This is a genomic window from Microbacterium sp. NPDC064978, assembly GCF_044543605.1.
GTDB lineage: Bacteria > Actinomycetota > Actinomycetes > Actinomycetales > Microbacteriaceae > Microbacterium > Microbacterium meiriae.
Window position 1 is genome coordinate 254315 of the sequence record NZ_JBITWF010000002.1, and the last position, 23862, is coordinate 278176.

The following is a 23862-nucleotide window of genomic DNA, read 5'->3' on the forward strand; positions in this document are numbered from 1 at the left end:
CGTCACCAACAGCACGCCGAGCCATGCACTCCACAAGACAGAGAGACCCACGACGACGACTACCTCGTTTGTCGGTTTTGCCGGTCCGAGATAGTAGTACGTTGCGAACGCGATGTAAGCCAGTGCGAGCACGAGCATCGCCCATCTCCGCACCCTCGCTGGCGAGACTCCCACATCTTCACGCGTTGAGAGAACCGATTGCGTCATGAGTCCTCCGTCGTCACTAACGACTGACATTTCACATGTCACCATACAGCGCAGAGGAACGCCAGGCTGCCCGCGTTTCGGAGGACAGCGCATCCGATCGTACTGGCGCAGCCGCGCCGCACCGACGAGCGCTCTGACCGGGATCGTCACCAGCGGCCGTGGCGGCGCTCCCACTCGTCCTCGATCGTGCGGCGGCGACCCGCGATGATCCCCGCCGGCACCGAGACGACCAGCACCCCCGCCACCACGAGAAGCGGCACCTGCCACCCACCGCTGGTGTCGTGGAGAAGGCCGACGAGGAGCGGGAACACCGCCGCGATGGCATAGCCGATGCTCTGCACGAAGCCGCTGAGGGCGACGGCGCTCTCCGGCGTACGGGCGCGGATGCTCAGGAGCACGAGGCTGAGCGGGAACATGATCGCGGTGAGCCCGAAGATCGCGACCCACAGCGGCAGCGCGACGGTCGGGAAGAGCAGCAGGCCGCCGAGCCCGACGAGACCGGCGACCACGGCCACGAAGAAGAGCGGGCGGGTGGCCTGGAACCGCACGACCAGCACCGGCACGAGCATGGAGCAGGGCAGCCCGACGAGAGCGAACAGCGAGAGCAGGAAGCCGGCCGTCGCCGGGGTCACGCCGCCGAGGTCGACGAGGATGGTCGGCAGCCAGGCGAAGGCGACGTAGGCCATGGTCGACGACGTGCCGAACACGAGGGCGAGGGCCCACGCCAGCGGCAGTCGCCAGAGCCGGCCGAAGACGCGGGGGCTCGCCGACTGGGTCGTGATCGGCCCCGTCGAGGCGGCGACCGCGTCGCGCACATCGTCCACGCCGTCGGTGGGGTCGGGGACCAGGAGCTCCGTCGGCACCGGGCGGTCGTCGCCGCGGGAGCGCACCAGGAGCGTGACCCACGGCACGAGGGCGAGTGCGGCCACCACGCCCCACATGCCCAGCGAGATCCGCCACCCGAGCGAGTCGGCGACGGGGACGGCGACCAGCGGCGGCAGGAAGGTCGAGACCGCGAGCGTCGTGGAGTACGCCGTCATCATGACGCCGAGCCGGTCGGCGAAGTACTTCTTGACCAGCGGCGGCAGCAGGACGTTGCCCGACCCCACGCCGGCGAACACGACCGCGGTCGCCGCGAGCAGACTCCAGGAGTCGGGGGCGAGGCCGCGCAGCAGCATGCCCGCCGCCATCAGCACGATCGCCGCGACCGCCATCCGCTCCAGCCCGAACCGGCGCTCGAACAGCGGGGTCAGCAGCCCGAACAGCGCGAAGCACACGGGCGGAGCGGCGCCGATCAACCCCACGATCACGGGGGCCACCGGGAAGTCCTCGGCGACGTGGTCCAGGACCGGAGAGAGCGAGGCGACGGCCGACCGCAGCGAGAACGCGACCAGCACGATCCCGATCAACGCGAGGGCGCGCCCCTGCCAGAGGGGTCGGCCCTGCGGCGAGCTCAGGGACCCGGACATCAAGAGGTCTGCGACCCCTCCACCCAGGCGAGGTACTCGTCGGTGACGGTGCCGGTGACGTAGCGGCCGTCGAAGCAGCTCATGTCGAGGTCCTCCAGCGCGGAGCCCTCGGTGATCGCGGCCTTCAGGTCGTCGACCTCCTGGTACACGAGGTGGTCGCAGCCCAGCTCCTCCGCGATCTCCGGGATCGTGCGGCCATGGGCGATGAGCTCGTGCCGCGACGGCATGTTGATGCCGTACACGTGCGGGTGCCGGACCGGCGGGGCGGCGGAGGCGAACGTCACCGAGGCGGCTCCGGCATCCCGGGCCATCTGGATGATCTCCTTCGAGGTGGTGCCGCGCACGATGGAGTCGTCGATCAGGAGCACGTTCTTGCCCTGGAACTCCGTCGACATGGCGTTGAGCTTCTGGCGGACGCTCTTCTTGCGCACCGCCTGCCCCGGCATGATGAAGGTGCGGCCGACGTAGCGGTTCTTGTAGAAGCCCTCGCGGTACTCGATGCCGAGCTTGCGGGCGACCTCCATGGCCGCGGGACGGGACGAGTCGGGGATCGGCATGACCACGTCGATCTTGTCCATCGGCACGTGCTTCGCGATCGTGTCGGCGAGCTTGTCGCCCATCCGCAGGCGCGACTCGTACACCGAGATGCCGTTCATGACCGAGTCCGGACGGGCGAGGTAGACGTACTCGAACGCACAGGGTGCGAGCGTCGCGGCGGTGGCGCACTGCTGGGAGAACAGCTCGCCGTCGTTCGTGATGAAGACGGCCTCTCCGGGCTCGACCTCGCGCACGACCTCGTAGTCGCCGTTCTCGAGCACGAGCGACTCGCTCGCCACGACCCACTCGTCCTTGCCCTCAGCGCCGACGACGGTCGAAGGACGACGACCCAGGATCAGCGGACGGATGCCGAACGGATCCCGGAACGCGAGCAGGCCGTAGTTGGCGATCACGGCGATCACGGCGTACGCGCCCTCGATGCGGTCATGCGTGCGGGCGACGGCCTCGAAGATCCGGTCGGGGTCGAGGTCGACCGTGGAGGTCGTGGCCTGCAGCTCACCGGCGAGCACGTTGAGCAGCAGCTCGGTGTCGCTCGACGAGTTCAGGTGCCGACGGTCGCGCTGTGCCATGTCGGCGGCGAGTTCGCGCGTGTTCGTGAGGTTGCCGTTGTGGATGAGGATGATGCCGTAGGGCGCGTTCACGTAGAACGGCTGCATCTCCTCTTCGCTGGACGCGGTGCCCTTGGTGGCGTAGCGGACGTGGCCGAGGCCGACGTTGCCCAGCAGGCCGCGCATGTCACGGGTGCGGAACGCCTCGCGCACCATCCCCTGAGCCTTGGCGTTGTGCATGACGCCGTTCGCCTCAGCAGTCGCGATGCCCGTCGCGTCCTGCCCGCGATGCTGCAGCAGCAGGAGGGCGTCGTAGATGTCCTGATTGACCGGGGCAGAGCCCACCATTCCGACGATGCCGCACATGGGCTCTTACTTCGCTCCGTCCGCGTAGGCGCCGACGAGGCGCACCGCTCCACCATCGACGCCCTTGGCGCCCTGTTCGAATTCGCCGGCCGGACGCGGGCCGAAGCCCACCGTGCCGACCTGCCAGGAGGGCATGCCCTCGGCGTTCAGCGCCGCGATCGCGGCGTCCTTCTTGTCCGCCGCCACCACGGCGAGGAATCCGATGCCGAGGTTCCAGGTGCCCTCGGCGGACTCGAGCGTGGAACCGGCGATGTCGCTCAGCACACGGAAGACCGGGCTCGGCGACCACGTGCTGCGGTCGACCTCGACCCAGCTTCCCTGCGGCAGCACGCGGGCGAGGTTGGCGGCGATACCCCCGCCGGTGACGTGGCTCAGGGCGTGGACTCCGCCGGAGGCCTCGATCAGGCGCAGCAGCGGAAGCGTGTAGAGCCGGGTCGGCTCGAGGAGGGCCTCGCCCCAGGTCGAGCCGAAGTCCGCGGCGTTGTCACCGTAGGAGATCCCGGCGCGGGTGATGATATGACGCACGAGAGAGTAGCCGTTGGAGTGCAGGCCGCTGGAGGCGACCGCGATGACCGCATCGCCGTCCTGCACGCGCTCGGCGCCGAGGATGGCGTCGGCCTCGACCACGCCCGTCGCCGCCCCGGCGACGTCGTAGTCGCGCGGACCGAGGAGGCCGGGATGCTCCGCCGTCTCACCTCCGACGAGGGCGGTGCCCGTCGCCGCGCACGCCTCCGCGATGCCGCGCACGATGTCCGCGATCCGCTCGGGGACGACCTTGCCACAGGCGATGTAGTCGGTCATGAAGAGCGGCTTCGCGCCCACCACCACGATGTCGTCGACGACCATGCCGACGAGGTCCTGGCCGATCGTGTCGTGCTTGTCGATGGCCTGCGCGATGGCGACCTTCGTGCCGACGCCGTCGGTGCTGGTCGCGAGCAGCGGACGACGGAGGTCCCGCAGCGCGCTGGCGTCGAACAGGCCGGCGAATCCGCCGACACCGCCGAGCACCTCGGGGCCGTGCGTGGCACGGACGGAGGACTTCATCAGTTCGACGGCGAGGTCACCCGCCGCGGTGTCGACGCCGGCTTCGGAATAGGGGTTGGTGGGGGAGGCAGCCACTCGAACAGCCTACCGCCCGCGGCCGACCACTCGGCTCGCCGCCTCCTTCCCGGTTCACCCGCCGCGATCTGCACATATCAGTCCTCATATGTGGCGTAATCATCTGCACATGTGAGAGTCTATCGCCGAAGCAGGCGGGTCCGGTGTCCGGGGTTCCCGGAAAGAACAGGAGAGGTGGACAGTGCGCGCGCAGAAGAGGAGAACGCAGCGACGACAGGGGAGGAGCGTTGTCGGCGTGAGCAGCGCCATCGCCCTCCTTGCGCTGGTCGGGCTCGCCGTGCCGCCGACGGCGCACGCCGCGGAGTGGGACGCCATCACCTCGGCGACGGTGGTGGAGCCGACAGGTGAGGTGCACCTGTACGACACCCTCCGCCTCGAGGCCACGTGGGCCGTCCCCGACAGCGCGCAGCCCGGAGACACTTTCTCGCTCAGCTTTCCGACGACGCCCCGCTTCGTCGGTGTCACATCGTCCTTCCCGCTGCGAGCCCCGGACGGCGCCACCGTCGGCACGTGCACCGTCGCGGCGACCGCCATCACGTGCACGCTGAGCGACTACGTCCTCACGCACGACAACGTCCGCGGCACCCTGTTCTTCCAGATGAAGGCGGAGGAGACCACGGAAGACGACACCGTGACCTTCACCACCGGTGACGGAGGCCCGATCACCGTGGAGATCCCCGGTGGCGGCGTCGGTCCGCAGCGCTCCGAGCCGGCCCCGACGGACGCGACCAAGTCGGGCGTGCAGACCGCCGACGGGACGATCGAGTGGTACATCTGGGTGCCGGGACGCCTGCTCAGCGGCGAGCGCCCGACCCTCACCGACACCGCGACCCCGGGGCTGAGCGTGTTGCCGAGCACCGTGGCGATCGGTTCGGTCGCCGTGGACGCCTGGAACGGCGGCCTGTTCGATGCCGCAGACTTCCGCACCCTCACAGCCGGGTCGGACTATGTCTTCACCCCGGACACTGACAGCTCCTCGTTCACAGTGGTCTTCGCCGCGCCGGCGGAGCCTGACCGCCTCTATCGCGTCTCGTACCAGACGCGCCTGCCCGCAGACGCGCACACCGGACAGGTGTTCCGCAACACCGTCTCCGGGTCGAGTTTCACGACCACCACGGCGTCCGTCACCGCGAGCCTGGCCGGAGGCGACGGCGACGGCGACGGTCTCGGCGGCTTCTCGGTCGCGAAGCGGATCACGGGCGCGGCCGCACCCCTCGTCCCGGCCGGCGCGACATTCGCCGTCGACTACTCGTACCCCGGAGCGGACGGCCCCGTCACCGGTACCCTCACGCTGCCCGTGGACGGCACCGACCGAAGCGTCGGGCGGATTCCCGTCGGCACGGTCGTGACGCTGTCCGAGCACACCGCGGATGCCGTCCCCGGCGTCGTGTGGGGAACCCCGCAGTTCCGCGGCGACGGCGTGACCACGACGGACGAAGGAGCACAGCTCACGATCGGCGCAGGATCGGTCGTGGCTGTCGAGCTGACCAACCCGGCCACGCTCTCCCCGCCGTCCCCGAGCACGCCGCCGACCACGACGGAACCGCCGTCACCCTCGACGCCGCCGGCACCGCCCTCGCCGCCGACCACGGGCCTCGCGGCCACCGGCGGCGACCCCGGCGGTCTGATCGGACTCGCCACCGGGGCGGTGCTGGCGCTCGCAGCGGGGATCCTGCTCAGCCGTCGGTCCGCCACCCACGCAGACTCCGCACCCGGAAGCACCGGCATCGAGAACTGACGCTCGCCCGCGACGCGAAGGGCCCGGTCCGACGGATCGGACCGGGCCCTCGTGCAACGGGGTTCCGTGCGGTCAGCTCTGGCCTGCGACGTTGTCGCGAGCGTCCTGAGCGCTGCCCTTCACCTCGTCGACGGCGTGGGTCGCGTCATCACGGACGTGGGCTGCGGCGCCGGCGGCCTCATCCTTGACGGCGGCGAAGGCCTCCTGCGCCGGCTCCTTGAGGTCCTGTCCGATCGTCTTGGCGACGTCGGTCGCCTCATCGACGAGAGGCTGGGCCTTCTCCTTGATGTCCTCGGCCAGTTCCTTCTCCTTCGAGGAGGCGGGGATGACGGCGGCCACGACGAGGCCGGCGGCGAAGGCCATGAGGCCCACCGCCAGCGGATTCCCCTGCGCCTTGGCGACGGTGTGCCGCCCGGCATCGGCGACCGAGGAGGAGGCGTCCCCCAGCCGGTCCCCGGCGTCATCGGCGGCGCCCATGACCCGGTCGACGGCCGAGCGCACAGCGCCCTTCATCTTCTGCGTCTGCCGGTGCACGACCTTCGAGGGGGTGACCTTGTCGGCGAGAGCGTCGACGTCCCTGCCGAACTCCGCTCGGGTCCGCTCGATGTCGGCGCGGATCGCGTCGGGTGAATCGCTCATTTGTTCTCCTCATTCCTCTTCACCGCATCAGGGATGCGCTTGAGGGTGTCCACGGTGCGCGGAGCCCCTTCGATGCTCTTCAACTGCTTGCGTCCCATCACGAACAGGACGAGGGCGATCACCGCCCAGATGACGGCGACGATCACGGCCGACCAGCCGAGGCCGGTGACATAGGCGCCGAGGGCCCACCAGAGGGCCACCGACAGGAAGAACACGGCCATGAGCGCGCCGTATCCGGCCCCGCCGAGCATGCCCGCCCCCCGGCCGGCGCGTGTGGCCGATTGCTTGAGCTCGGCCTTCGCCAACTCCAGCTCCTGCCGCATCAGGGTCGACAGATCAGTGGTGACCTCGCTGAGCAGATCGCCGAGAGATGTGGTCTCGGCCTTCTGCTCCGAAGGTGTGGGGATGGGGTCGGTCATGGTCGTCCCTCTTCATCGGAGCCGCGGGTGGCGGCATCCGTCCGGTCGTAGAGCGGAGTGTCCCCGTCATCCACCGTCTCGCCGTGCGGTGTGACGCCCCACGGCGCGGTGCCGGCGTCGATACCGCTCATCCCGTCCGGCGCTCCGGGGACCGTGCCATCGGTCGGCAGCGGCGGCTGACCGAGGGTGGTGTTCTCGGCGACTCCCGCGCCTCCGGCGACACCGGCCGCCCCCGCACCACCGGGAACCGCCCCGGGCGTGGTCGCCGCGGGGACGACGGGACGCGGCGGAACGGCGGCTGCCGTCGCCCCTGCGGCCGACGAAGAGCCGGACCCGGCGGAACCCGACCCCGAGGAGGCCGACTCGGCAGCGCCCTCGGAGAGCGCTCTGGTCAGCCGGCCGGCGACGAGACCGGCGAGTGCCGCCACGGCGATGAACGTGCCGGGCTTCGCCCGTGCGTACGACTTCACCTCCGTGAGCAGCGAACCGGGGTCGCGGTCGCCGATCCAGCCCGCGATGCCCTGGATCCGGGTGGACGCCTGGCGCACGAGGTCGGCGGCGACACCGCCGTCCGAGCGCTCGGCCATCGTGCCGAGCTCCCCGCCCACGGACCGGAGCCCGTCCGCGACACGGCGCTGCTGCACCGCCGCCTGCTCCGACAGCTCGGTCTTGGTCTGGTGGTACAGGTCGCGAACCTGGTCCTTGGCCTCATGGGCGACGGCACCGGCCTCGGCCTTCGCGGTCTCGACGACGCCCGCCGCCTGACTCTTCGCCTCGTCGGCGACGCCTGCGGCCTCGTGCGCGGCGGTCCGGACGGTGCCCGGAGACTCGGTCGTACCGCTGCCCGCGGCACCTTCTGCATTGCTCTGCGACATCGTTCTTCCTCTCGACTCCCGCCGACGGCCGCCGACGTGTCAGCAGGTCTACCCCTGGATCCGGCGATCACAGCGAGGGTTGACGCGGCTCTCCGCGGGCATTACCGTGCCGGGGCTCCGCACGGCTGCTGCACCCGCCTACGATGGGGCCATGGCCGACAAGCCGCAGTGGCTCATCCGCGAAGACGCGAGCGTCCCCGTGCTCGTCGCGCTCGCCCTGCGCCAGCTGCTGGGCATCCGGGCACCCCTGGATCTGCCGTCCCTCCGCGACCTGTCGGTCCGCGCACCCGACGCGGTGGACGCCCCGCCCGAGGTCGAGGCGCAGTGGCAGGGCTACTGGGACATGACCGTGGAGCCGCGGGCTCATCACTCGGGCGTCCCGCTGGAGTTGATCGACGGTTTCGACACGCTGGTGGCCCTCCCGGCGACCGGCGCCGAGGCGCTCTCGTCGGCGATCCGACCGCATGCCGGCACCGCGCTCCGCTATGCCACCGCCGCACACGACCGGTACGTGGGGTCGATGAAGAGCCACACCGGCGGGGACGCCTACCGAGCGTACGCGAGCGCGATCGCCGAGTTCGAGCGCGACATCGGGCGCCGTGCGCACTCCTTCGAGCTCAACGTGCAGGTGCTGCCTCTGTCGCAGCGCGGGATCTGGTGGATCGGCGACCTCACGGTCGCGGTGACGGACGGGCTCCGCCGGGACGTCGTGGCGTTCGACTCCGCGATCCGCCCGGTGATCGCCGAGCTCGCCTAAGCGCGGTCCGTGGTGCCGTCGTCGACGACGGTCTCCCGGTCGACGGTCACGACGCGGTCGTGGCGGCGGGCGAGACGCTCGAGCACCAGACCGGCCACGCCGCCGAGCGCGAGACCGATCGGCACGGTCCAGAGCAGGAGGAAGCCGAAGACCTGACCGGGCGGATAGACGACGTCGAGCGCCTGCGACTGCTCGAAGCTGCCGACCATCGTGAGGATGCCGGCGGCGATGACGCCCAGCACGACCCCGATGCCCATGAGCACGCCGTACCGCGGCACGCGGCGCACGGTCGCTTCGACGGTCTGATGGGTGTCGTGGGAGGGCATGCCTCCATTGTCCCACCCTCCGCAGCCGTGCGCAGCCGCATGCGAGACCGCCCTCCCCGGATGACCGGGGAGGGCGGTTCCGCTAGCCGCCGGTCTCAGACCTCGGTCGTCGTCTCGGCCGGCTCCCCCCTCCGGGTGCGACGCACGATCAGCACCCCGCCCGTCGCGGCCAGCGCGACGACGACCAGACCGCCCACGATCCAGGGCCACACCGGGGCCTCGTCCGAGGCGACCGGCGCGCTGATCGCGGTCACCGCCGCATCGGCTTCGGCCTCCGGCTCGGACTCCTCCTCCGCAGGAGCGCCGCACACATCGTCGACCGGGATCACGGCGGAGACCGGGTCGAGCCCCTCGCCCGCCTGATACGTGCCGAACGCGGAGGCGCCGGCCGCGGTCAGTGTCGTGGGTACGTCGTCGAGGGTCAGCGCACCGTCGGTGACGGCGGCGTCCGTGAGGGCGAACTCCGCGAGACGCACCCCCTGCTGCGCCACGGCCTCTCCGTCCTGGGTGGTCCCGGTGACATCGAAGATGAGGTACCCGGTATCGCCCGCGAGCTCGACACGCGCGTTCGCCAGCGTCGTGTTCAGCGCCCCGTCGTGGCCCGTGAAGGCGATGCTGCCGCCGTACGTGACCAGACCCGTGCGCGCCGCGTCATCCAGCGAACCGGTGCCGTTCGACCACACGAAGGCGGGGTACTCGTACGTCACGCCGGTCAGCGTCCAGCCGCCCCGCGCGATGCCCTCGATGTAGGTCCGGAACGACTCCTTGTAGCCCCAGTGCAGGGTCGCTCCCTCCACCGTGCACACCCCGAGCTCCGTGGTCGCTCTGGCGAGGGTGAACGAGAGGCCGCGATCGACGGAGCCCTGGAAGGTGAGCGTGTGGTCGCCGTCCGCGAGCGTCGCCGGGAGGGAACCCGACCACGTCGCGACACCCGACGCATCCGCCGTCACGGTGCCGAGCAGCACGGGGGTCGAGTACACGACCACCGTGATGCCCTTCTCGTTCGCACGGAACCCGGAGGCGGAGACCGTGGCCGGCTTCCCGGCGGCGAGCGCGGCGAGGTTCTCCTCGTCGACCTCGATGCCGGTGGCCGTCGGCGCGGTCGCCGGGAGCGTGGCCTTCGGCGCGACCGCGGCCGCCGCGACCGTTCCCGTCGTGCCCGAGGGCGCGGCGGCGACGGAGCCGATCGTGAACGAGACGGGGTTGAGCGTGGTGCCGTATCCCGAGAGGACGCGGTCGCGCCCGGCGTCCGTGAGGGCGGCGGGTGCCGCCGTGTAGGTGACGGCGCCGCCGGCCGCCGTGCGGACGGCGCGGGAGAGGTCGAGGGTCGCGAACGGCACCTGCGCACCCCCGCTCGTCACGAACAGCGTGGCGGAGGACGCCGAGGTGATCCGGATCATCGGATCGGCGACGGTGACGTCGAGCACCCCGTGGTGGCCGGTGAAGCGCACCGCGCCGCGGTAGACCACGCTGCCTCGCCCGGACGTCGCGTCGAAATCGCCGCCGACGGTCTGCCCGAACTGGAACTGGCCGCCGGACCGGGTGGCGCCACCGGACACGGCGATCGCACCCTGGGCGATCGGGCCGGTGATGTAGTTCGTGAACGACGACGAGATGGCCCAGCGCAGCGACCCGCCGGGGACGGTCGCGGCTGGCTTCGTCGGCGTCACCGGGGGTTTCGGCGTGACCGGGGGCTTCGGCTCGGTCGGCTTCTCGCCGAGCAGTGCGCGCCACTGCGCATCGGTGATCGTGATCGCGCCCCGCGCGTGGATGGTGTCGGCGGTCGGCATCGTGTGCTGCTGCCACACGATCACCTCGTACGTCTTCGACCGGTCGAGATCCTTCGCCGCCGCGTTCAGGTCGACCGCGAAGGCTCCGAAGCCGATGTTCCGGACGTACTGCATGGCGAGGAAGCCGCCGCCGGCCGTCACGTCAGCCTCGGTCCCCATCTCGATGAGCGCCACGTAGGCGCCGGTGACCGCGCCGAGGTCGGCGGCGGTGGCCTTCACCGTGAGCCCGTCCGCGGCCGAGGCTCCCGTGACGGCGGTGGTGACCGACGGCCCGGGGGACGGCAGCAGGGCGTTCCACTGCGCGTCGGTGACGGTGACGGTGGAGCGCGCGTAGATCGTGTTCGCATTCGGCATGGTGTGCTGCTGCCAGACGATCACCTCATAGGCCTTCGACCGGTCCAGCGCTGTCGCCGCAGCGGTCAGGTCGACGCTGAAGCCGCCACCGGTGATGCCGCGCACGTACTGCATCGCGAGGAAGCCGCCTCCGGCCGTGACGTCGGCCTCCGTGCCCTTCTCGATCAGTGCCGCGTAGGCGCCCGAGACGGCGCCGAGCTTCGTCGCCGCTGCCGTGACCGTGAGGCCGTCATCGGCCGTCGCCGCCTTCACGGTGGTCGTGAGCCCCGAGGCGACGCGGTAGTCCAGAGCGACGCGGCGCTCCTGGTCGGCGTTGACGACGCCGCCTGCCGGGTAGGTGTACACGCCGTAGGAGCCGGGCGTCGCCGGAGTGTCCTTCAGCGTGAGCGTGACCTGGAACGAGCCCTCGGGGGTGATGTCCACCCACTGTGCGCGGATCGCGCCCTGGTACTGCGCCGGGACCTGGGTCAGCACGCCTTCGGCGAGCGCCCAGGCCTGTGCACCGACCGAACGCGCCGAGGACGGCGCCCCGTGCGAGGGCTGCCACGTCGCGGCGAAGTTGCCGAAGACCACATAGGTGCCCTGGGGCAGGTTCGACGGGATCGGGACGCCGCGCCCGCCGACGTTCGCGGTCGGGTCGTATCCGGTGCCCTTGACGACGATCTCGTCACCCGCCTGGAGGCGAGCACCCGCAGCGGGCGTGGTGCCGTCGGCGAGGAACACGTCGATGGCGGCTTCGGCGGGCGCCGGCTCGGTCTCGCCCGGGGCCGTCTCCCCCGGCTCCGTCTCGCCCGGCTCCGTCTCCCCGGGCTCCGTCTCACCGGGCTCCGTCTCCCCGGGCTCCGTCTCGCCCGGCTCCGTCTCCCCCGGCTCCGTCTCGCCCGGCTCGACGGGCGTCGTTCCGAAGACCGTGTCCCACTGCGCAGGCGTCACCGTGACGTCGCCGCGGCCGTAGATCGTGGCGGCTGTCGGCGCGGAGTGCTGCTGCCAGACGAGCACCTCGTACGTCTTCGCGCGGTCCAGGGACGCGACGGGCGCCTGCAGCGTGAAGGAGGCGGCCCCCTGCTGCACGCTCGGGAAGGGCAGCGCGAACGCGGCGTAGCCACCACCGGCGGAGACGCCGCTCTCGGTGCCCGACACGATCAGTGCGGCATAGACGCCCGTCACGTCCGGCAGACCCTCGGCCCGCACCTGCACGGTGAGGCCGGTGGTGTCGGCGGACGACACCGTCGCGGCGACGGTCGCCGCGACAGCGTGCGCCGGCGGGCTGACCATCGCCCCGGCGGCGACGAGGACGAAGGAGACGAGGGCGGCGAGCAGGACGCGCAGGCGTGTGGTCGCTGAGGGGGTATGTGCTGTGGCGTTCACGGTTCTCCGCGGCCCGCGGGGCGCGATCGATCGTGCGCTCCCGGCGGTACCGCACGGCAGTCGGGCGAAGTGGACTTTGGTTAGGCTTGGCTAAGCAAGCCGCCGATCCCGAGCGTAGAGGGGCGTCGGCGAGGACGTCAAGTTTTAGGATAGCCTTGCCTAATGCGACGCGCTCCTGCCCTGCTTCTCGCCGCCGCGCTGGTTCTCGGACTGGCCGCCTGTGCCGGACCGGATTCCGACCCCGCGTCGACACCTCCCGTCGACGAGGCGTGCCCGCAGGCGTCGACTCCTCTCGCCGATCTCGACCTGGTCGCCGATGTGCGCGCGGCCACGGGTCCCTCGACCGCGTGCCTCGCGAGTCACGCGGTCGTCCCCGTCGATGACGACACCGCCCCGGCGCTCCCGGTGGCCGTGACCGACAGCGAAGGCCGCGAGGTCGAGATCACGGACGTCGATCGCATCCTCCCGATCGACATCTCCGGCACGATCGCCGCCACCGTGTTCGCGCTCGGGCTCGGCGATCAGGTCGTCGGGCGCGACGCGTCCACGCAGTTCCCCGGCACCGAGGACCTTCCGGTCGTCACCAAGACCGGGCACACGCTCAACCCGGAGGCGATCCTCGAACTGGCCCCGACCGTCGTGCTCACCGACACCACGATCGGCCCGAAGGAGGTCCGCCAGCAGCTGCGGGACGCCGGAATCGCGGTCGTCGTCATCTCCAGCGACCGACGGATCGACACCACCGACGCGCTCGTGACGGAGATCGCCACGGCCCTCGGCGTCCCGACGCGCGGTGCGGCGCTCATCGCCCGCCTCGACGCCGAGCTCGACGCCGCCATCGCGGAGATCGCCGCCGTCACCCCGCCCGCCGAGGCGGACAGGGCCCGCATGCTGTTCCTGTACGTGCGCGGGAGCGCCAACGTGTACTACATCTTCGGCGAGGACTCGGGGGCGGACTCCCTCATCGACGCGGTCGGCGGGGTCGACGTCGCCGAGGAGATCGGCTGGGAGGGCATGAAGCCGATGACCGCGGAAGCGCTCGTCGCCGCGCAGCCCGACGTGCTCGTGATGATGACGGACGGGTTGGAATCGGTCGGCGGCGTCGACGGACTCATCGAACGCATCCCCGCCATCGCCGAGACCCCGGCGGGCGCACATCGCCGGGTGATCGACATGGCGGACGCCGAGATCCTCAGCTTCGGCCCCCGGTCAGCCGACGTGATCAGCGCCCTCGCGCGCGCCCTGTACGCGCCGGAACCCGCCTCGTGACCGGCGAGGTCGTCACCCCGACGCCGACCCGGCATCGGGGACTGCGCTTCGCGGCGGTCGTCGTGGCCCTCGTCGTGGCCCTCCTCGTCACCTGCGTCGCGTCGATCACGAGCGGGCAGTACGACCTGTCGCCGACCGCGCTCGTCGGCGTCCTTCTGCGCGGTCTCGGCATCGACACCCCGGGGGCTGCGGCTGCGGCGACCGACGACGGCGTGATCTTCAACCTCCGCCTCCCGCGGCTGGTCCTCGGCCTCCTCGTCGGCGCCGCGCTCGCGGTCTCCGGCGTGCTCATGCAGGCCATCTTCGGCAACCCCCTCGCCGACGCGGGCGTCGTCGGCGTCTCGTCCGGCGCGGCGCTCGGCGCGGCGGCGAGCATCACGTTCGGCCTGGCCACCTTCGGCATGTGGACCACGCCCGCCTTCGCCTTCCTCGGCGGCCTCGTGGCCGTCTTCTCGGTGTACCTGCTGAGCCGCTCCGGCGGCCGCACCGAAGTGGTCACCCTGCTGCTCACCGGCATCGCGATCAACGCCATCGCCGGCGCCGGCATGGCCTTCCTCGCCTTCCTCGGCACGACCTCGACGCGCGAGCAGATCGTGTTCTGGCAGCTCGGCTCGCTGAACGGCGCGCTCTGGTCGAACATCCAGCTCGTCGCGCCGCTCGTGGCGATCGGGATCGTCGTCGCCCTGATCGTGGCGCCGGGTCTGGACCTCTTCGCCCTCGGCGAGCGCACCGCCCGGCATCTCGGCGTCCCGGTCGAGCTGCTGCGGATGGTCGTCATCGTCACCGTGGCGCTGCTCGTCTGCGCGGCGGTGGCCTTCGCGGGGATCATCGGCTTCGCCGGACTCGTCGTCCCCCACCTCATGCGCATGCTGATCGGCCCGGCGCACCTGCCGCTCGTGATCGCCTCCGCCCTCGGCGGCGCCCTCCTCATCGCGGTCGCCGACCTCGTGGCCCGCACCGCGGTGCCGCTCGCGGACCTCCCGATCGGCATGATCACCTCGCTCGTGGGCGGCCCGTTCTTCCTCTGGCTCCTCGTGCGGACGCGGCGGCGGTCGGGAGGGTGGGCGTGAGCCTCCGGCTGCAGGGCCGCGGGCTCACGGTGCGCGTCGGGGACGGACGCGCCATCCTCGCCGACGCGGCCATCGACATCCACGCCGGGGAGGTGCATGCGCTCGTCGGGCCGAACGGCGCGGGCAAGTCCACCCTGTTCGGCGTGCTCTCCGGCGACATCGCTCCGGTCTCGGGCACCGTCCTCCTCGACGGCCGTCCGGTGGCGGCGACCCGCCCCCGCGACCTCGCCCGGCACCGGGCCGTGCTGCTGCAGGAGAACACCGTCACCTTCCCCTTCACGGTCGAGCAGGTCGTGCGGATGGGACGCACCCCGTGGGCGCGGACCCCGGCCGCCGCCGAGGACGACAGCGCCGTGGCCACGGCGATGGCGACGACCGAGGTCGCGGCGCTGCGGGAGCGGTCCGTCCCCTCGCTCTCCGGCGGTGAGCGCGCGCGGGTGGCGCTCGCCCGCGTGCTCGCCCAGAGCACCGGGATCCTGCTGCTCGACGAGCCCACGGCGGCGCTGGACCTCAAGCATCACGAAGACGTGATGCGCGTGGTCCGCACCCAGGCGGAGGCCGGGGTCGCGGTCGCGATCGTGCTGCACGATCTGAACGCCGCGCTCGCGCATGCCGACCGCGTCACCCTGCTCGCCGACGGGCGGGTCGCCGCCACCGGCACGCCGGACGAGGTCCTCACGGCCGCGCGGATCGAGGAGGTCTACGGGCAGCCCGTCGACGTCTTCCCGCACCCGCGCACCGGGGTGCCGCTCGTCGTCGCCCGCCGCTAGGGACGCAATGGGAGCACGCCGGTGAGGTCAGCGCGCGTGCCCGAGGCGTGGATGCGCCCGGCCGTCGCGGCGTCCGCCCACGGTTCGGCGCCGGTGGCGACCGCGATCCAGGTGGCCGCGTCCATCTCCACGACGTTCGGCGGCGTGCCGCGCGTGTGCCGCGGCCCCTGGATCACCTGCACGGCTCCGAACGGCGGGACCCGCACCTCGACGCTGTTGCCAGGGGCCTTCTCGTCGAGCAGCTGCAGCAGGTAGCGCACCGCGGTCGCGAGTTCCGCACGCGCCGGCTTCGTCCCCGCGGCTTCCGCGTCGCGAACGGCACCGAGCGCCGCGCGCCCGTCGACGATGTCGATCTTCCTGGCCATCCCCCCACCCTAGATCCGCCGCCCCGGACCGGGTCATAAGCTCGAGGACATGAGCATGCATCCGCAGGGCGCCCGGGCCGAGCTGCTCGCCGCCGCGGCCGACCACTCCTGGAGCGTGCCGATCCCTCCGCTCGCGGACCCGGGCGGCGCCCACGACGCCTCCGTGCTCATCCTCTTCGGCGTCCTCGACCACATCCCCGCACCGACCGTGGACGCGGCGGTCGCACGCGATCTCGACGTCCTGCTGCAGCGTCGCGCTCCGACGCTCTCCTCGCATCCGGGCCAGGTCTCCTTCCCCGGCGGACGCGCCGAAGCGGCCGACGCCGACGCGGTCGCCACGGCGCTGCGGGAGGCCGAGGAGGAGACCGGCCTCGACCCCGCCGGCGTGGAGGTACTCGCCACGCTCCCCGTCATCCCCCTCGCTGCCAGCAACCACCTCGTCACCCCCGTGCTCGCCTGGTGGCAGTCGCCGTCCCGCGTCGTCGCCGTCGACCACGCGGAGACCGTCGAGGTGTTCCGCGTCCCCGTCGCCCAGCTCCTCGACCCGGCGACCCGTTTCACCTCGACCCTGTCCCGTGCCGGCCGCACGTTCCGCGGACCCGCCTTCGACGTGGACGGCACGATCGTGTGGGGCTTCACCGCCATGGTTCTCGACGCGCTGTTCGACGCGACCGGCTGGACCGTGCCCTGGGATACCGCGGACGAGCGCCCGATCGTGCTCTGACCCTCCCGACCTCCGTGCACAGCTCAGGAGAACCGCGGCGGATCGGTCCGGATATGCCGTCGGATCCCGGCTGCCGCGCCGATCGTCCTGAGTTGTGAACGCGGGACCGGCCGAAACCCCGCGCACGTGCCTCGATAGGCTGGACGCGTGAAGATCCTCGTCCTCGGTTCCGGTGCCCGTGAGCACGCGATCATCCTGGCGCTGCGCGCCGAGTCCACCGCGCACGAGATCCTCGTCGCCCCCGGCAACGCCGGCATCGCGCAGGACGCGACCCCCGTCGCCCTCGACCCGCTGGACGGCGCCGCGGTCACGGCCTTCGCGAACGAGCACGCGATCGACCTCGTCGTCATCGGCCCGGAGGCTCCGCTCGTGGCAGGCGTCGCGGACGAGCTCCGCGGCCGCGGCATCCCCGTCTTCGGACCCGGCAAGGCCGCCGCGCAGCTCGAGGGCTCCAAGGCCTTCGCCAAGCGCGTCATGGACGCCGCCGGTGTGCCGACCGGCCGCGCGGTCCGCGCTGCCACGGTCGCCGACGTCGAAGCCGCGTTCGAGGAGCTCGGCGCCCCGCACGTGGTCAAGGCCGATGGACTCGCCGCGGGCAAGGGTGTCATCGTCACCTCCGACCGCGCCGAGGCCCTGGCCCACGCGGAGCAGTACCTCCCGGCCGGCCCCGTCCTGGTCGAGGAGTTCCTGTCCGGCCCCGAGGTCTCGCTGTTCTTCCTCAGCGACGGCGACACGGTACGCGCCCTCAGCCCGGCACAGGACTTCAAGCGTGCCCTCGACGGCGACGCCGGCCCCAACACCGGAGGCATGGGAGCGTACTCCCCGCTGCCCTGGCTCGCGGAGCAGTTCGGCAGCGAGCAGGCGTTCGTCGAGGAGGTCACCCGCGACGTCGCGCTCCCGGTCGTCCGACAGCTCGATGCCGAGGGGACCCCGTTCATCGGGCTCCTCTACGCCGGCCTCATCCTCACCCCGCAGGGCGTGCGCGTGATCGAGTTCAACGCGCGCTTCGGCGACCCGGAGACCCAGGTCGTGCTGCCGCGGCTGGAGACCCCGCTGTCCCAGCTCCTCTTCGCCGCCGCGTCCGGCACGCTCGAGGACCAGCCAGAGCCCGTGTTCCGCGATGAGGTCGCGATCACCGTGGTCCTGGCGAGCGAGGGATATCCCGAGGCGCCGCAGACCGGGCGTCCGATCGAGGGCCTGACCGACGCCGCCGCGGTCGAGGGCGTCCGTCTGGTGCACGCCGCGACCGCCAGCCCCGACGCACCCGGGGGCTCGCTCATCGCGACGGGCGGCCGTGTGCTGAACGTCGTCGCTGTGGCCCCGGACTTCGGCACCGCCCGCGCCCGCGCCTACGACGCCATCGGCCGCATCCGCCTCGAGGGCTCCCACCACCGCACCGACATCGCTGCCCGCGTCGCCCGCTGACCCGCTTCACGTAGCGCATGGCTGCATCCCGACCGGGAATGCAGCCATTCACGCGACTCGAAAGCCGGGGTCAGAGAACCTTGGACAGGAAGTCCTGGAGGCGTTCGTTCTTGGGGGCGCCGAACAGGTCGGCGGGGGTGCCCTCCTCGACCACGACGCCGCCGTCCATGAAGACCGTGCGGTCGGACACCTCGCGCGCGAAGCCCATCTCGTGGGTCACGAGCACCATGGTCATGCCGCCCTCGGCAAGGTCGCGGATGACCTGCAGCACCTCGCCGACCATCTCCGGGTCGAGGGCGCTGGTGGCCTCGTCGAATAGCATGATCTCCGGGTCCATCGCGAGTGCACGGGCGATGGCCACGCGCTGCTTCTGACCGCCGGAGAGCGACGCGGGCTTCGCGTCCGCCTTCTCCGACAGGCCGACGCGCTCAAGCAGCGAGCGGGCGCGGTCGCGGGCCTCGGCCTTCGTCATGCGGCCCAGCTCGACCGGGGCGAGCGTGATGTTCTCCAGCACGGTCATGTGCGGGAACAGGTTGAAGTGCTGGAACACCATGCCGATGCGCTGGCGCACTTCGTCCAGCTTCACGCTCTTGTCGGTGAGGTCGACCCCGTCGATGATCACGTGCCCCGACGTCGGCTCCTCGAGCTTGTTCAGGCAGCGCAGCAGCGTGGACTTGCCCGACCCGGACGGGCCGATCACCGCGATGACCTCGCCGTCCTCGACGGTGAGATCGATGCCTTTGAGCACCTCGTTGTCGCCGAAGGACTTGTGCAGGTCCCTGACCTCGATCTTGCTCATGCGTTGGCCTTCCTCTCCAGGCGGTTCGCGAGCAGCGTCAGCAGCGTGATCACGACGAAGTAGATGATGGCGACGATCGTCAGCACCTGCGCCGAGAGATACGTCGAGGCGATGATCTGACGCGAGACGAAGGTCAGCTCGGAGAGACCGATGACGCTGATGAGCGAGGTGTCCTTCAGCGTGATGATGCCCTGGTTCACGAACGACGGGATCATGATCCGGAACGCCTGCGGCAGCACGACCTTCCGCATCGTCTTCCAGTGGCTGAGACCGAGCGAGCGCGACGCCTCCGCCTGACCGGGGTCGACCGCCTGGATCCCGCCGCGGATGATCTCGGTCATGTACGCACCGGTGTTCAGCGACAGGGTGATCGCACCGGCCACGAACGGGTCGAACTTCAGGTCGGGGATCAGCTGCGGGATGGCGAAGAACACGAAGAACGCCTGGATCAGGATCGGGGTCCCGCGGAAGACGTAGACGTACGCGGTCGCGATCCAGCGGAACGGCGCGAACTTCGACAGGCGCCCGAAGCCGAAGATGATCCCGAGGATGAAGGCCGCGATCACCGCGACGATCGTGGCGAGGATGGTGAGCCACAGACCCTGCATCAGGGCCGGCCAGTACTTCACCGCGACCGAGATGATGTCGGTGGGTTGCGCCTCCTGCGCGTCGTCGCCCGACGCGAGGTAGGTGTCGACGATCTCGTCGTACTCGCCGGAGTCCTGCAGGCTGGCGAGGCCGGCGTTGAACATCTCCAGGAGCTCGGCGTTCTCGCCCTTGTTGACCGCGAAGCCGTACTCGCCGCCGAGCGCGGGCTCGCCGACGAGACGGAAGCCCGACCCCTGCTGGATGCCGTAGGCGAGCACGGGGAAGTCCTCGAAGTAGCCGACGGCCTGACCCGCCTTGACCGCGTCGACCATGTCGGTCGTGTCCTGGTACGGCGTGATGCGGAAGCCGTACTCGTCGGCGTTCTCCTCGGCGAAGGCCTGCCCCTGGGTGCCGGTCTTGACCGCGACGGTCTTGCCGTCGAGGTCGTCGAGGGACTCGATGTCGCTGGACTCGAGCACGCCCAGCTGCACGCCGCTCGTGAAGTACGGGTCGCTGAAGTCGAAGGTCTGCTGGCGTTCCTCGGTGATCGACATCCCGGCCATGACGGCGTCGACCTGGTTCGACTGCAGCGCCTGCACGGCGGCGTCGAACCCGAGCTGGCGGATCTCCACGTCGAAGCCCTGGTCCTCGGCGATCGCGCGCAGGAGATCCATGTCGATGCCGACCAGGTCGCCGGACTCGTTCGTGAACTCGAACGGCGCGAAGGTCGTGTCGGTGCCGATGACATAGGTCTCGCCGTCGTCGGCCGCGGTGGCGGGCGCGGCTCCGGCGAGCAGCGCCCCGACGGCGACGAGCGCGGCGAGGGCGGTCGCGCCGGCGGTGCGGCCGAACCGCCGGCGACGGCTCGGCGGAGAGGATGGATGGCGGCTCACGTCGAGTGCTCCTCGGGGTTCGGAAGGGCGGCCCGGCGGCCGCCGACCATCCACCCTAACCCTGCACCTCCCGCGCACCGGAATCTCGGAGAGACGCCCGACACTGCCGGAAGCCGCATGGATACCGGCGTGTCGGGGTCATCGCGGTCACGCCGGAGGGGTTGTGGCGACGGGCTCGTCCTTGCGGTCGTGTCCGCGGAGGAACAGCGAGGCGACGAGGGCGATGAGGATCACGCCGGCGGGCAGCAGGAGGGTCTGGGACATGCCCGCAGCGAAGCCCTCGGCGACCTGCGGCGGCAGTGCGCCGCTGCCCGTGCCGGCCGGGGCGTCGGCCAGACCGGGGAGGTTCGCCTCCAGCCGCGACTGCATGAACGCGGCGATCGACGCGGAGCCGATGACCGACCCGATGGTGCGCGTGGTGTTGTAGATGCCCGCGCCGGCACCGGCCTGCCGCGGCGGCAGCTTGCGCGTGGCCGTGGTCGCCAGCGGCCCCCACATGCCCGCGTTGCCGATGCCCATCAGGGCGGACGGCAGCAGGAACATCAGGATGGGGGTGTCCATCGTGGTCAGGGCGGAGTACCAGACCAGGGCAGCCGCGACGCAGATCAGGCCGGGGACGAGGATGATACGCGGGTCGACACGGTCCAGGATCTTCCCGGCGACCGGGGCGAGCACGCCCGACAGCACGGCCATCGGGATCAGCAGCATCGCCGCCTCGGTCGGGGTGAGGCCGCGCGCCGTCTGCAGGAAGAACATCATCGGCAGCGACATGCTCGTGACGGTGAAGCCGACCGCGGCGATCGCCACGTTCGCGCCGGAGAAGTTCCGGTCGCGGAAGAGCGCGAGCGGCACGAGGGGTTCGCTGCGGGTGCGCGCCTGCTGCACGATGAAGAGCGCGAGCACCACGACGCCCGCGATGATGAGCCCCCAGACCGAGATCGGCCCCACGATGGTCCCCCAGTCGTACTTCTCGCCCTCCTGCAGCCCGAAGACGATGAGGAAGAGCGCGACGGCGCTGAGCACGACGCCGACCACGTCGAACCGGTGCGGGTGGGTCTTCAGCTTCGGCACGAGGATCCAGGCGAGCACGAAGGCGATGACGCCGACGGGGAGGTTGACGAAGAAGATCCACCGCCACCCGAAGCCGTCGACGAGCAGACCGCCGGCGAGGGGGCCGACGAGAGTGGCGACGCCGGCCGTGGCGCCCCAGAGGCCCATCGCCGCGCCGCGGCGGTTGGGCGGGAACGTGCGGGTGATCACGGCCATGGTCTGCGGCGTCATGAATGCGGCGCCGAGCCCCTGGACCGCGCGGGCAGCGATCAGGCCCTCGAGCGTCGTCGACAGTCCGCACCAGAGCGAGGCGAGGGTGAAGACCGCGAGCCCGATGAGGTAGATGTTCTTCGGCCCGAAGCGGTCGCCGAGTCGTCCGGTGATCAGCAGCGGGACGGCGTAGGCGAGGAGGTAGGCGCTGGTGACCCACACCACGTTGTCGAGGTTGTTCGTGTCGGGGTCGAGGGCGGCCTTGATCGCCGGGTTCGCGACGGAGACGATCGTGGTGTCGACGAGGATCATGAAGAACCCGATGACGAGCGCCCAGAGCGCCGGCCACGGACTCTTCGGTGCGTGACCGGCGGCGAAGGGCCCGGTCTCGGGTCCCGAGGTCTGACGGGAATCGGTCATTGCTGTGCAGCCTTTCGCTGGGCGCGGTAGCGGTCGGTGTCGTCGAAGGCGTCGGGGCCCCAGCGGAGCTCGTCGCCGTCGAGGCGGGTGAGGAGGGAGTCGAGCCAGCGGAGCTCGGCGTCGAGCAGCGCCTCCTGCCGTTCGATCTCGACGAGGACCTGCGGCGGGACGCCTTTGGCGCGGGCGGCGGCGAGGCCGTCGTGGTGGAGCGCGTACGAGGCGACGAGGGCCTCACGCCGTTCCTGCAGCAGCGCGACGGCGTCGTCCCGGTCGAGATTGTGCGACTCGGCGAGCGCGACGCGGGCGTCGGTCTCGCGGTCGATGCGGGGAAGGGAGCGCCGTACCCAGGCGACCACCGCCTCCCGTCCGGCGTCGGTGAGGGTGTAGGTCGTGCGTTCCGGCCGGTTGCCCTCGCGGTCCGTGCCGACCTCGTCGAGCAGCCCGGCCCGTTGGAGTCGGGCGACCGTGTGATAAAGCGTGCCGTTGGTGACGGTGATGAGCCGGTCGTCGTGACGCGCGCGGAGCAGGCGCACCATCTCGTACGGGTGCATGTCGCTCTCGCGGAGCAGTGCCAGCACCATGACGCCGAGCGGCGTGAGTCCCGCCACCACATCCCTGCTCTTCCCCACGCCTCTCCCCCTCATGCCCTGTCCCCTGCCCCGCACGAATAGTCCACATGGACTATACACCCGCCCCTCCTCCGCCGAGACCCCGTCTTTCCGGCGAGACCCCGGGGTCCCGGGGCGCTCACCCCGGGGTCTCGACGCGAACGCGGGGTCTCGGCGCGGAAGAGCACGCATCACCGGGATAATGGGCGGGTGAGCACACCGTCCGCAGGAAACGCGCAGGCCATCCCCGGATGGCGACACCTCTACTCCGGAAAGGTCCGCGACCTCTACGCCTCCGAGGACCCGGGAGACACCCGCATCCTCGTCGTCGCGTCCGACCGGGTGAGCGCGTTCGACGTGGTGCTCTCTCCCGGCATCACCGACAAGGGCGCCCTGCTGACGCGCCTCAGCCGCTGGTGGTTCGCCCAGCTGGACGTGCCGAATCACCTCACGGACGGCGACCTGCCGGAGGAGGTGGCCGATCGTGCCATGCTCGCCCAGTCGCTCGAGATGCTGCCGATCGAGTGCGTGGTGCGCGGGTACATCACCGGCTCCGGCTGGGCCGAGTACCAGGAGCACGGCACCGTGTGCGGCATCGCCCTGCCGGCAGGGCTGCAGAACGGCGACCGCCTGCCCGAGCCGCTGTTCACCCCGGCCTACAAGGCGCCGATGGGTGAGCACGACGAGAACATCACGTTCGACCGCGTCGTCGAGCTCGTCGGGGCGGACCGGGCGGCCGAGCTCCGCGACGCCTCGCTCGCAATCTACCGTCGGGCCGCGGCCATCGCCGAGGAGAAGGGCCTCATCCTCGCCGACACGAAGTTCGAGTTCGGGACCGACGCCGACGGCACCCTCCGCCTCGCGGACGAGGTCCTCACGAGCGACTCCTCCCGGTACTGGGACGCCGAGGCCTGGCGCACGGGGTCGACGCCTGCCGAGCGGATGGCGAGCTTCGACAAGCAGATCGTGCGTGACTGGCTCGCGGCGAACTGGGACAGGCAGGGCGAGCCCCCCGTGCTGCCCGACGAGGTCGTCGCCCGGACGGCCGCCCGGTACCGCGAGCTCATCGACCGCCTCGGCGCCTGACACCGCGCTCCCCGCGACCGCGGGGCGCACAGGGAAAACTCAGGAATCGGTA

At 71.3% G+C, this 23862-nt stretch carries 21 protein-coding genes; 8 read left to right on the forward strand and 13 right to left on the reverse strand.

Annotated features, from left to right (window positions below; translation table 11 throughout):
* Positions 1-353 precede the first annotated feature (353 nt).
* The 3 genes from ACIGJI_RS08140 to purM are packed head-to-tail and all read right to left on the reverse strand — an operon-like array spanning position 354 to position 4267.
* Complete coding sequence (locus tag ACIGJI_RS08140) at positions 354-1676, reverse strand: MFS transporter (RefSeq protein ID WP_363444913.1); 1323 nt, start codon at positions 1674-1676, stop codon at positions 354-356.
* On the reverse strand, positions 1676-3148 hold the full coding sequence (purF, locus tag ACIGJI_RS08145; RefSeq protein WP_259952892.1) for an amidophosphoribosyltransferase: 1473 nt from the start codon (positions 3146-3148) through the stop codon (positions 1676-1678). Before purF ends, ACIGJI_RS08140 begins: the two co-directional genes overlap by 1 nt.
* A gap of 6 nt (positions 3149-3154) precedes the next feature.
* Positions 3155-4267: a phosphoribosylformylglycinamidine cyclo-ligase gene (gene purM / locus ACIGJI_RS08150; RefSeq protein WP_363444915.1), complete on the reverse strand. Its 1113-nt coding sequence runs from the start codon at positions 4265-4267 to the stop codon at positions 3155-3157.
* Between the two features lie 235 nt (positions 4268-4502).
* Here purM and ACIGJI_RS08155 point away from each other — a divergent pair, with 235 nt between their 5' ends.
* On the forward strand, positions 4503-6005 hold the full coding sequence (locus ACIGJI_RS08155; RefSeq protein ID WP_363444917.1) for a DUF5979 domain-containing protein: 1503 nt from the start codon (positions 4503-4505) through the stop codon (positions 6003-6005).
* Between the two features lie 72 nt (positions 6006-6077).
* Here the strand turns inward: ACIGJI_RS08155 and ACIGJI_RS08160 are convergent, their stop codons facing one another.
* The 3 genes from ACIGJI_RS08160 to ACIGJI_RS08170 are packed head-to-tail and all read right to left on the reverse strand — an operon-like array spanning position 6078 to position 7938.
* The gene (locus tag ACIGJI_RS08160; protein WP_187663098.1) at positions 6078-6644 is read right to left on the reverse strand and encodes a DUF3618 domain-containing protein; all 567 of its coding nucleotides are present in this window, start codon (positions 6642-6644) and stop codon (positions 6078-6080) included.
* On the reverse strand, positions 6641-7063 hold the full coding sequence (locus ACIGJI_RS08165) for a phage holin family protein (protein ID WP_187663097.1): 423 nt from the start codon (positions 7061-7063) through the stop codon (positions 6641-6643). Before ACIGJI_RS08165 ends, ACIGJI_RS08160 begins: the two co-directional genes overlap by 4 nt.
* Positions 7060-7938 carry a hypothetical protein gene (locus tag ACIGJI_RS08170; RefSeq protein ID WP_259952894.1) on the reverse strand — a complete coding sequence of 293 codons (879 nt, stop codon included), beginning with the start codon at positions 7936-7938 and terminating at the stop codon, positions 7060-7062. Before ACIGJI_RS08170 ends, ACIGJI_RS08165 begins: the two co-directional genes overlap by 4 nt.
* Before the next feature lie 151 nt (positions 7939-8089).
* Here ACIGJI_RS08170 and ACIGJI_RS08175 point away from each other — a divergent pair, with 151 nt between their 5' ends.
* Positions 8090-8695, forward strand: a complete 606-nt coding sequence (locus tag ACIGJI_RS08175; RefSeq protein ID WP_187663095.1) for a zinc-binding alcohol dehydrogenase — start codon at positions 8090-8092, stop codon at positions 8693-8695.
* Here ACIGJI_RS08175 and ACIGJI_RS08180 read toward each other — a convergent pair.
* Together ACIGJI_RS08180 and ACIGJI_RS08185 are read right to left on the reverse strand one after the other, a co-directional pair.
* On the reverse strand, positions 8692-9021 hold the full coding sequence (locus ACIGJI_RS08180; RefSeq protein WP_363444919.1) for a potassium transporter Trk: 330 nt from the start codon (positions 9019-9021) through the stop codon (positions 8692-8694). The genes ACIGJI_RS08175 and ACIGJI_RS08180 overlap by 4 nt on opposite strands.
* 95 nt (positions 9022-9116) lie before the next feature.
* Positions 9117-12533 carry an HtaA domain-containing protein gene (locus tag ACIGJI_RS08185; RefSeq protein ID WP_363444921.1) on the reverse strand — a complete coding sequence of 1139 codons (3417 nt, stop codon included), beginning with the start codon at positions 12531-12533 and terminating at the stop codon, positions 9117-9119.
* Positions 12534-12695: 162 nt separating this feature from the next.
* Between ACIGJI_RS08185 and ACIGJI_RS08190 the strand changes: the two genes are divergently transcribed.
* The 3 genes from ACIGJI_RS08190 to ACIGJI_RS08200 are packed head-to-tail and all read left to right on the forward strand — an operon-like array spanning position 12696 to position 15642.
* Positions 12696-13802 carry an ABC transporter substrate-binding protein gene (locus tag ACIGJI_RS08190; protein WP_363444922.1) on the forward strand — a complete coding sequence of 369 codons (1107 nt, stop codon included), beginning with the start codon at positions 12696-12698 and terminating at the stop codon, positions 13800-13802.
* Positions 13799-14872, forward strand: a complete 1074-nt coding sequence (locus tag ACIGJI_RS08195) for an iron ABC transporter permease (protein ID WP_363444924.1) — start codon at positions 13799-13801, stop codon at positions 14870-14872. Before ACIGJI_RS08190 ends, ACIGJI_RS08195 begins: the two co-directional genes overlap by 4 nt.
* Complete coding sequence (locus ACIGJI_RS08200) at positions 14869-15642, forward strand: heme ABC transporter ATP-binding protein (RefSeq protein WP_363444926.1); 774 nt, start codon at positions 14869-14871, stop codon at positions 15640-15642. Before ACIGJI_RS08195 ends, ACIGJI_RS08200 begins: the two co-directional genes overlap by 4 nt.
* Here ACIGJI_RS08200 and ACIGJI_RS08205 read toward each other — a convergent pair.
* Positions 15639-16007 carry a sterol carrier family protein gene (locus tag ACIGJI_RS08205; protein WP_187663089.1) on the reverse strand — a complete coding sequence of 123 codons (369 nt, stop codon included), beginning with the start codon at positions 16005-16007 and terminating at the stop codon, positions 15639-15641. The two genes, ACIGJI_RS08200 and ACIGJI_RS08205, sit on opposite strands and share 4 nt — an antisense overlap.
* Positions 16008-16056: 49 nt before the next feature.
* Between ACIGJI_RS08205 and ACIGJI_RS08210 the strand changes: the two genes are divergently transcribed.
* Both ACIGJI_RS08210 and purD read left to right on the forward strand, forming a co-directional pair.
* Positions 16057-16731 carry a CoA pyrophosphatase gene (locus tag ACIGJI_RS08210; RefSeq protein WP_259952902.1) on the forward strand — a complete coding sequence of 225 codons (675 nt, stop codon included), beginning with the start codon at positions 16057-16059 and terminating at the stop codon, positions 16729-16731.
* Between the two features lie 147 nt (positions 16732-16878).
* A complete protein-coding gene (purD, locus tag ACIGJI_RS08215; protein ID WP_187663087.1) occupies positions 16879-18156 on the forward strand; it encodes a phosphoribosylamine--glycine ligase in 1278 nt (425 codons plus the stop codon).
* A gap of 70 nt (positions 18157-18226) precedes the next feature.
* Here the strand turns inward: purD and ACIGJI_RS08220 are convergent, their stop codons facing one another.
* The 4 genes from ACIGJI_RS08220 to ACIGJI_RS08235 form a co-directional block, all read right to left on the reverse strand.
* Positions 18227-18955 carry an amino acid ABC transporter ATP-binding protein gene (locus ACIGJI_RS08220; RefSeq protein ID WP_060922441.1) on the reverse strand — a complete coding sequence of 243 codons (729 nt, stop codon included), beginning with the start codon at positions 18953-18955 and terminating at the stop codon, positions 18227-18229.
* Positions 18952-20436, reverse strand: coding sequence for an amino acid ABC transporter substrate-binding protein/permease (locus tag ACIGJI_RS08225; RefSeq protein ID WP_363444928.1), 1485 nt, complete (start codon positions 20434-20436; stop codon positions 18952-18954). The genes ACIGJI_RS08220 and ACIGJI_RS08225 overlap by 4 nt, the downstream gene beginning before the upstream one ends.
* A 147-nt stretch (positions 20437-20583) precedes the next feature.
* Positions 20584-22116: a DHA2 family efflux MFS transporter permease subunit gene (locus ACIGJI_RS08230; RefSeq protein WP_187663085.1), complete on the reverse strand. Its 1533-nt coding sequence runs from the start codon at positions 22114-22116 to the stop codon at positions 20584-20586.
* A complete protein-coding gene (locus ACIGJI_RS08235) occupies positions 22113-22745 on the reverse strand; it encodes a PadR family transcriptional regulator (protein WP_313362741.1) in 633 nt (210 codons plus the stop codon). Before ACIGJI_RS08235 ends, ACIGJI_RS08230 begins: the two co-directional genes overlap by 4 nt.
* Before the next feature lie 189 nt (positions 22746-22934).
* Between ACIGJI_RS08235 and ACIGJI_RS08240 the strand changes: the two genes are divergently transcribed.
* On the forward strand, positions 22935-23810 hold the full coding sequence (locus ACIGJI_RS08240) for a phosphoribosylaminoimidazolesuccinocarboxamide synthase (protein WP_292793286.1): 876 nt from the start codon (positions 22935-22937) through the stop codon (positions 23808-23810).
* Positions 23811-23862: the final 52 nt, after the last annotated feature.

Bases quoted from the DNA above. Each gene is read 5' to 3' on its own strand.
- ACIGJI_RS08140 (WP_363444913.1), bottom strand. From the start codon at position 1,676: ATGTCCGGGTCCCTGAGCTCGCCGCAGGGCCGACCCCTCTGGCAGGGG.
- purF (WP_259952892.1), bottom strand. From the start codon at position 3,148: ATGTGCGGCATCGTCGGAATGGTGGGCTCTGCCCCGGTCAATCAGGAC.
- ACIGJI_RS08160 (WP_187663098.1), bottom strand. From the start codon at position 6,644: ATGAGCGATTCACCCGACGCGATCCGCGCCGACATCGAGCGGACCCGA.
- ACIGJI_RS08165 (WP_187663097.1), bottom strand. From the start codon at position 7,063: ATGACCGACCCCATCCCCACACCTTCGGAGCAGAAGGCCGAGACCACA.
- ACIGJI_RS08170 (WP_259952894.1), bottom strand. From the start codon at position 7,938: ATGTCGCAGAGCAATGCAGAAGGTGCCGCGGGCAGCGGTACGACCGAG.
- ACIGJI_RS08175 (WP_187663095.1), top strand. From the start codon at position 8,090: ATGGCCGACAAGCCGCAGTGGCTCATCCGCGAAGACGCGAGCGTCCCC.
- ACIGJI_RS08180 (WP_363444919.1), bottom strand. From the start codon at position 9,021: ATGCCCTCCCACGACACCCATCAGACCGTCGAAGCGACCGTGCGCCGC.
- ACIGJI_RS08190 (WP_363444922.1), top strand. From the start codon at position 12,696: ATGCGACGCGCTCCTGCCCTGCTTCTCGCCGCCGCGCTGGTTCTCGGA.
- ACIGJI_RS08205 (WP_187663089.1), bottom strand. From the start codon at position 16,007: ATGGCCAGGAAGATCGACATCGTCGACGGGCGCGCGGCGCTCGGTGCC.
- ACIGJI_RS08210 (WP_259952902.1), top strand. From the start codon at position 16,057: ATGAGCATGCATCCGCAGGGCGCCCGGGCCGAGCTGCTCGCCGCCGCG.
- ACIGJI_RS08220 (WP_060922441.1), bottom strand. From the start codon at position 18,955: ATGAGCAAGATCGAGGTCAGGGACCTGCACAAGTCCTTCGGCGACAAC.
- ACIGJI_RS08230 (WP_187663085.1), bottom strand. From the start codon at position 22,116: ATGACCGATTCCCGTCAGACCTCGGGACCCGAGACCGGGCCCTTCGCC.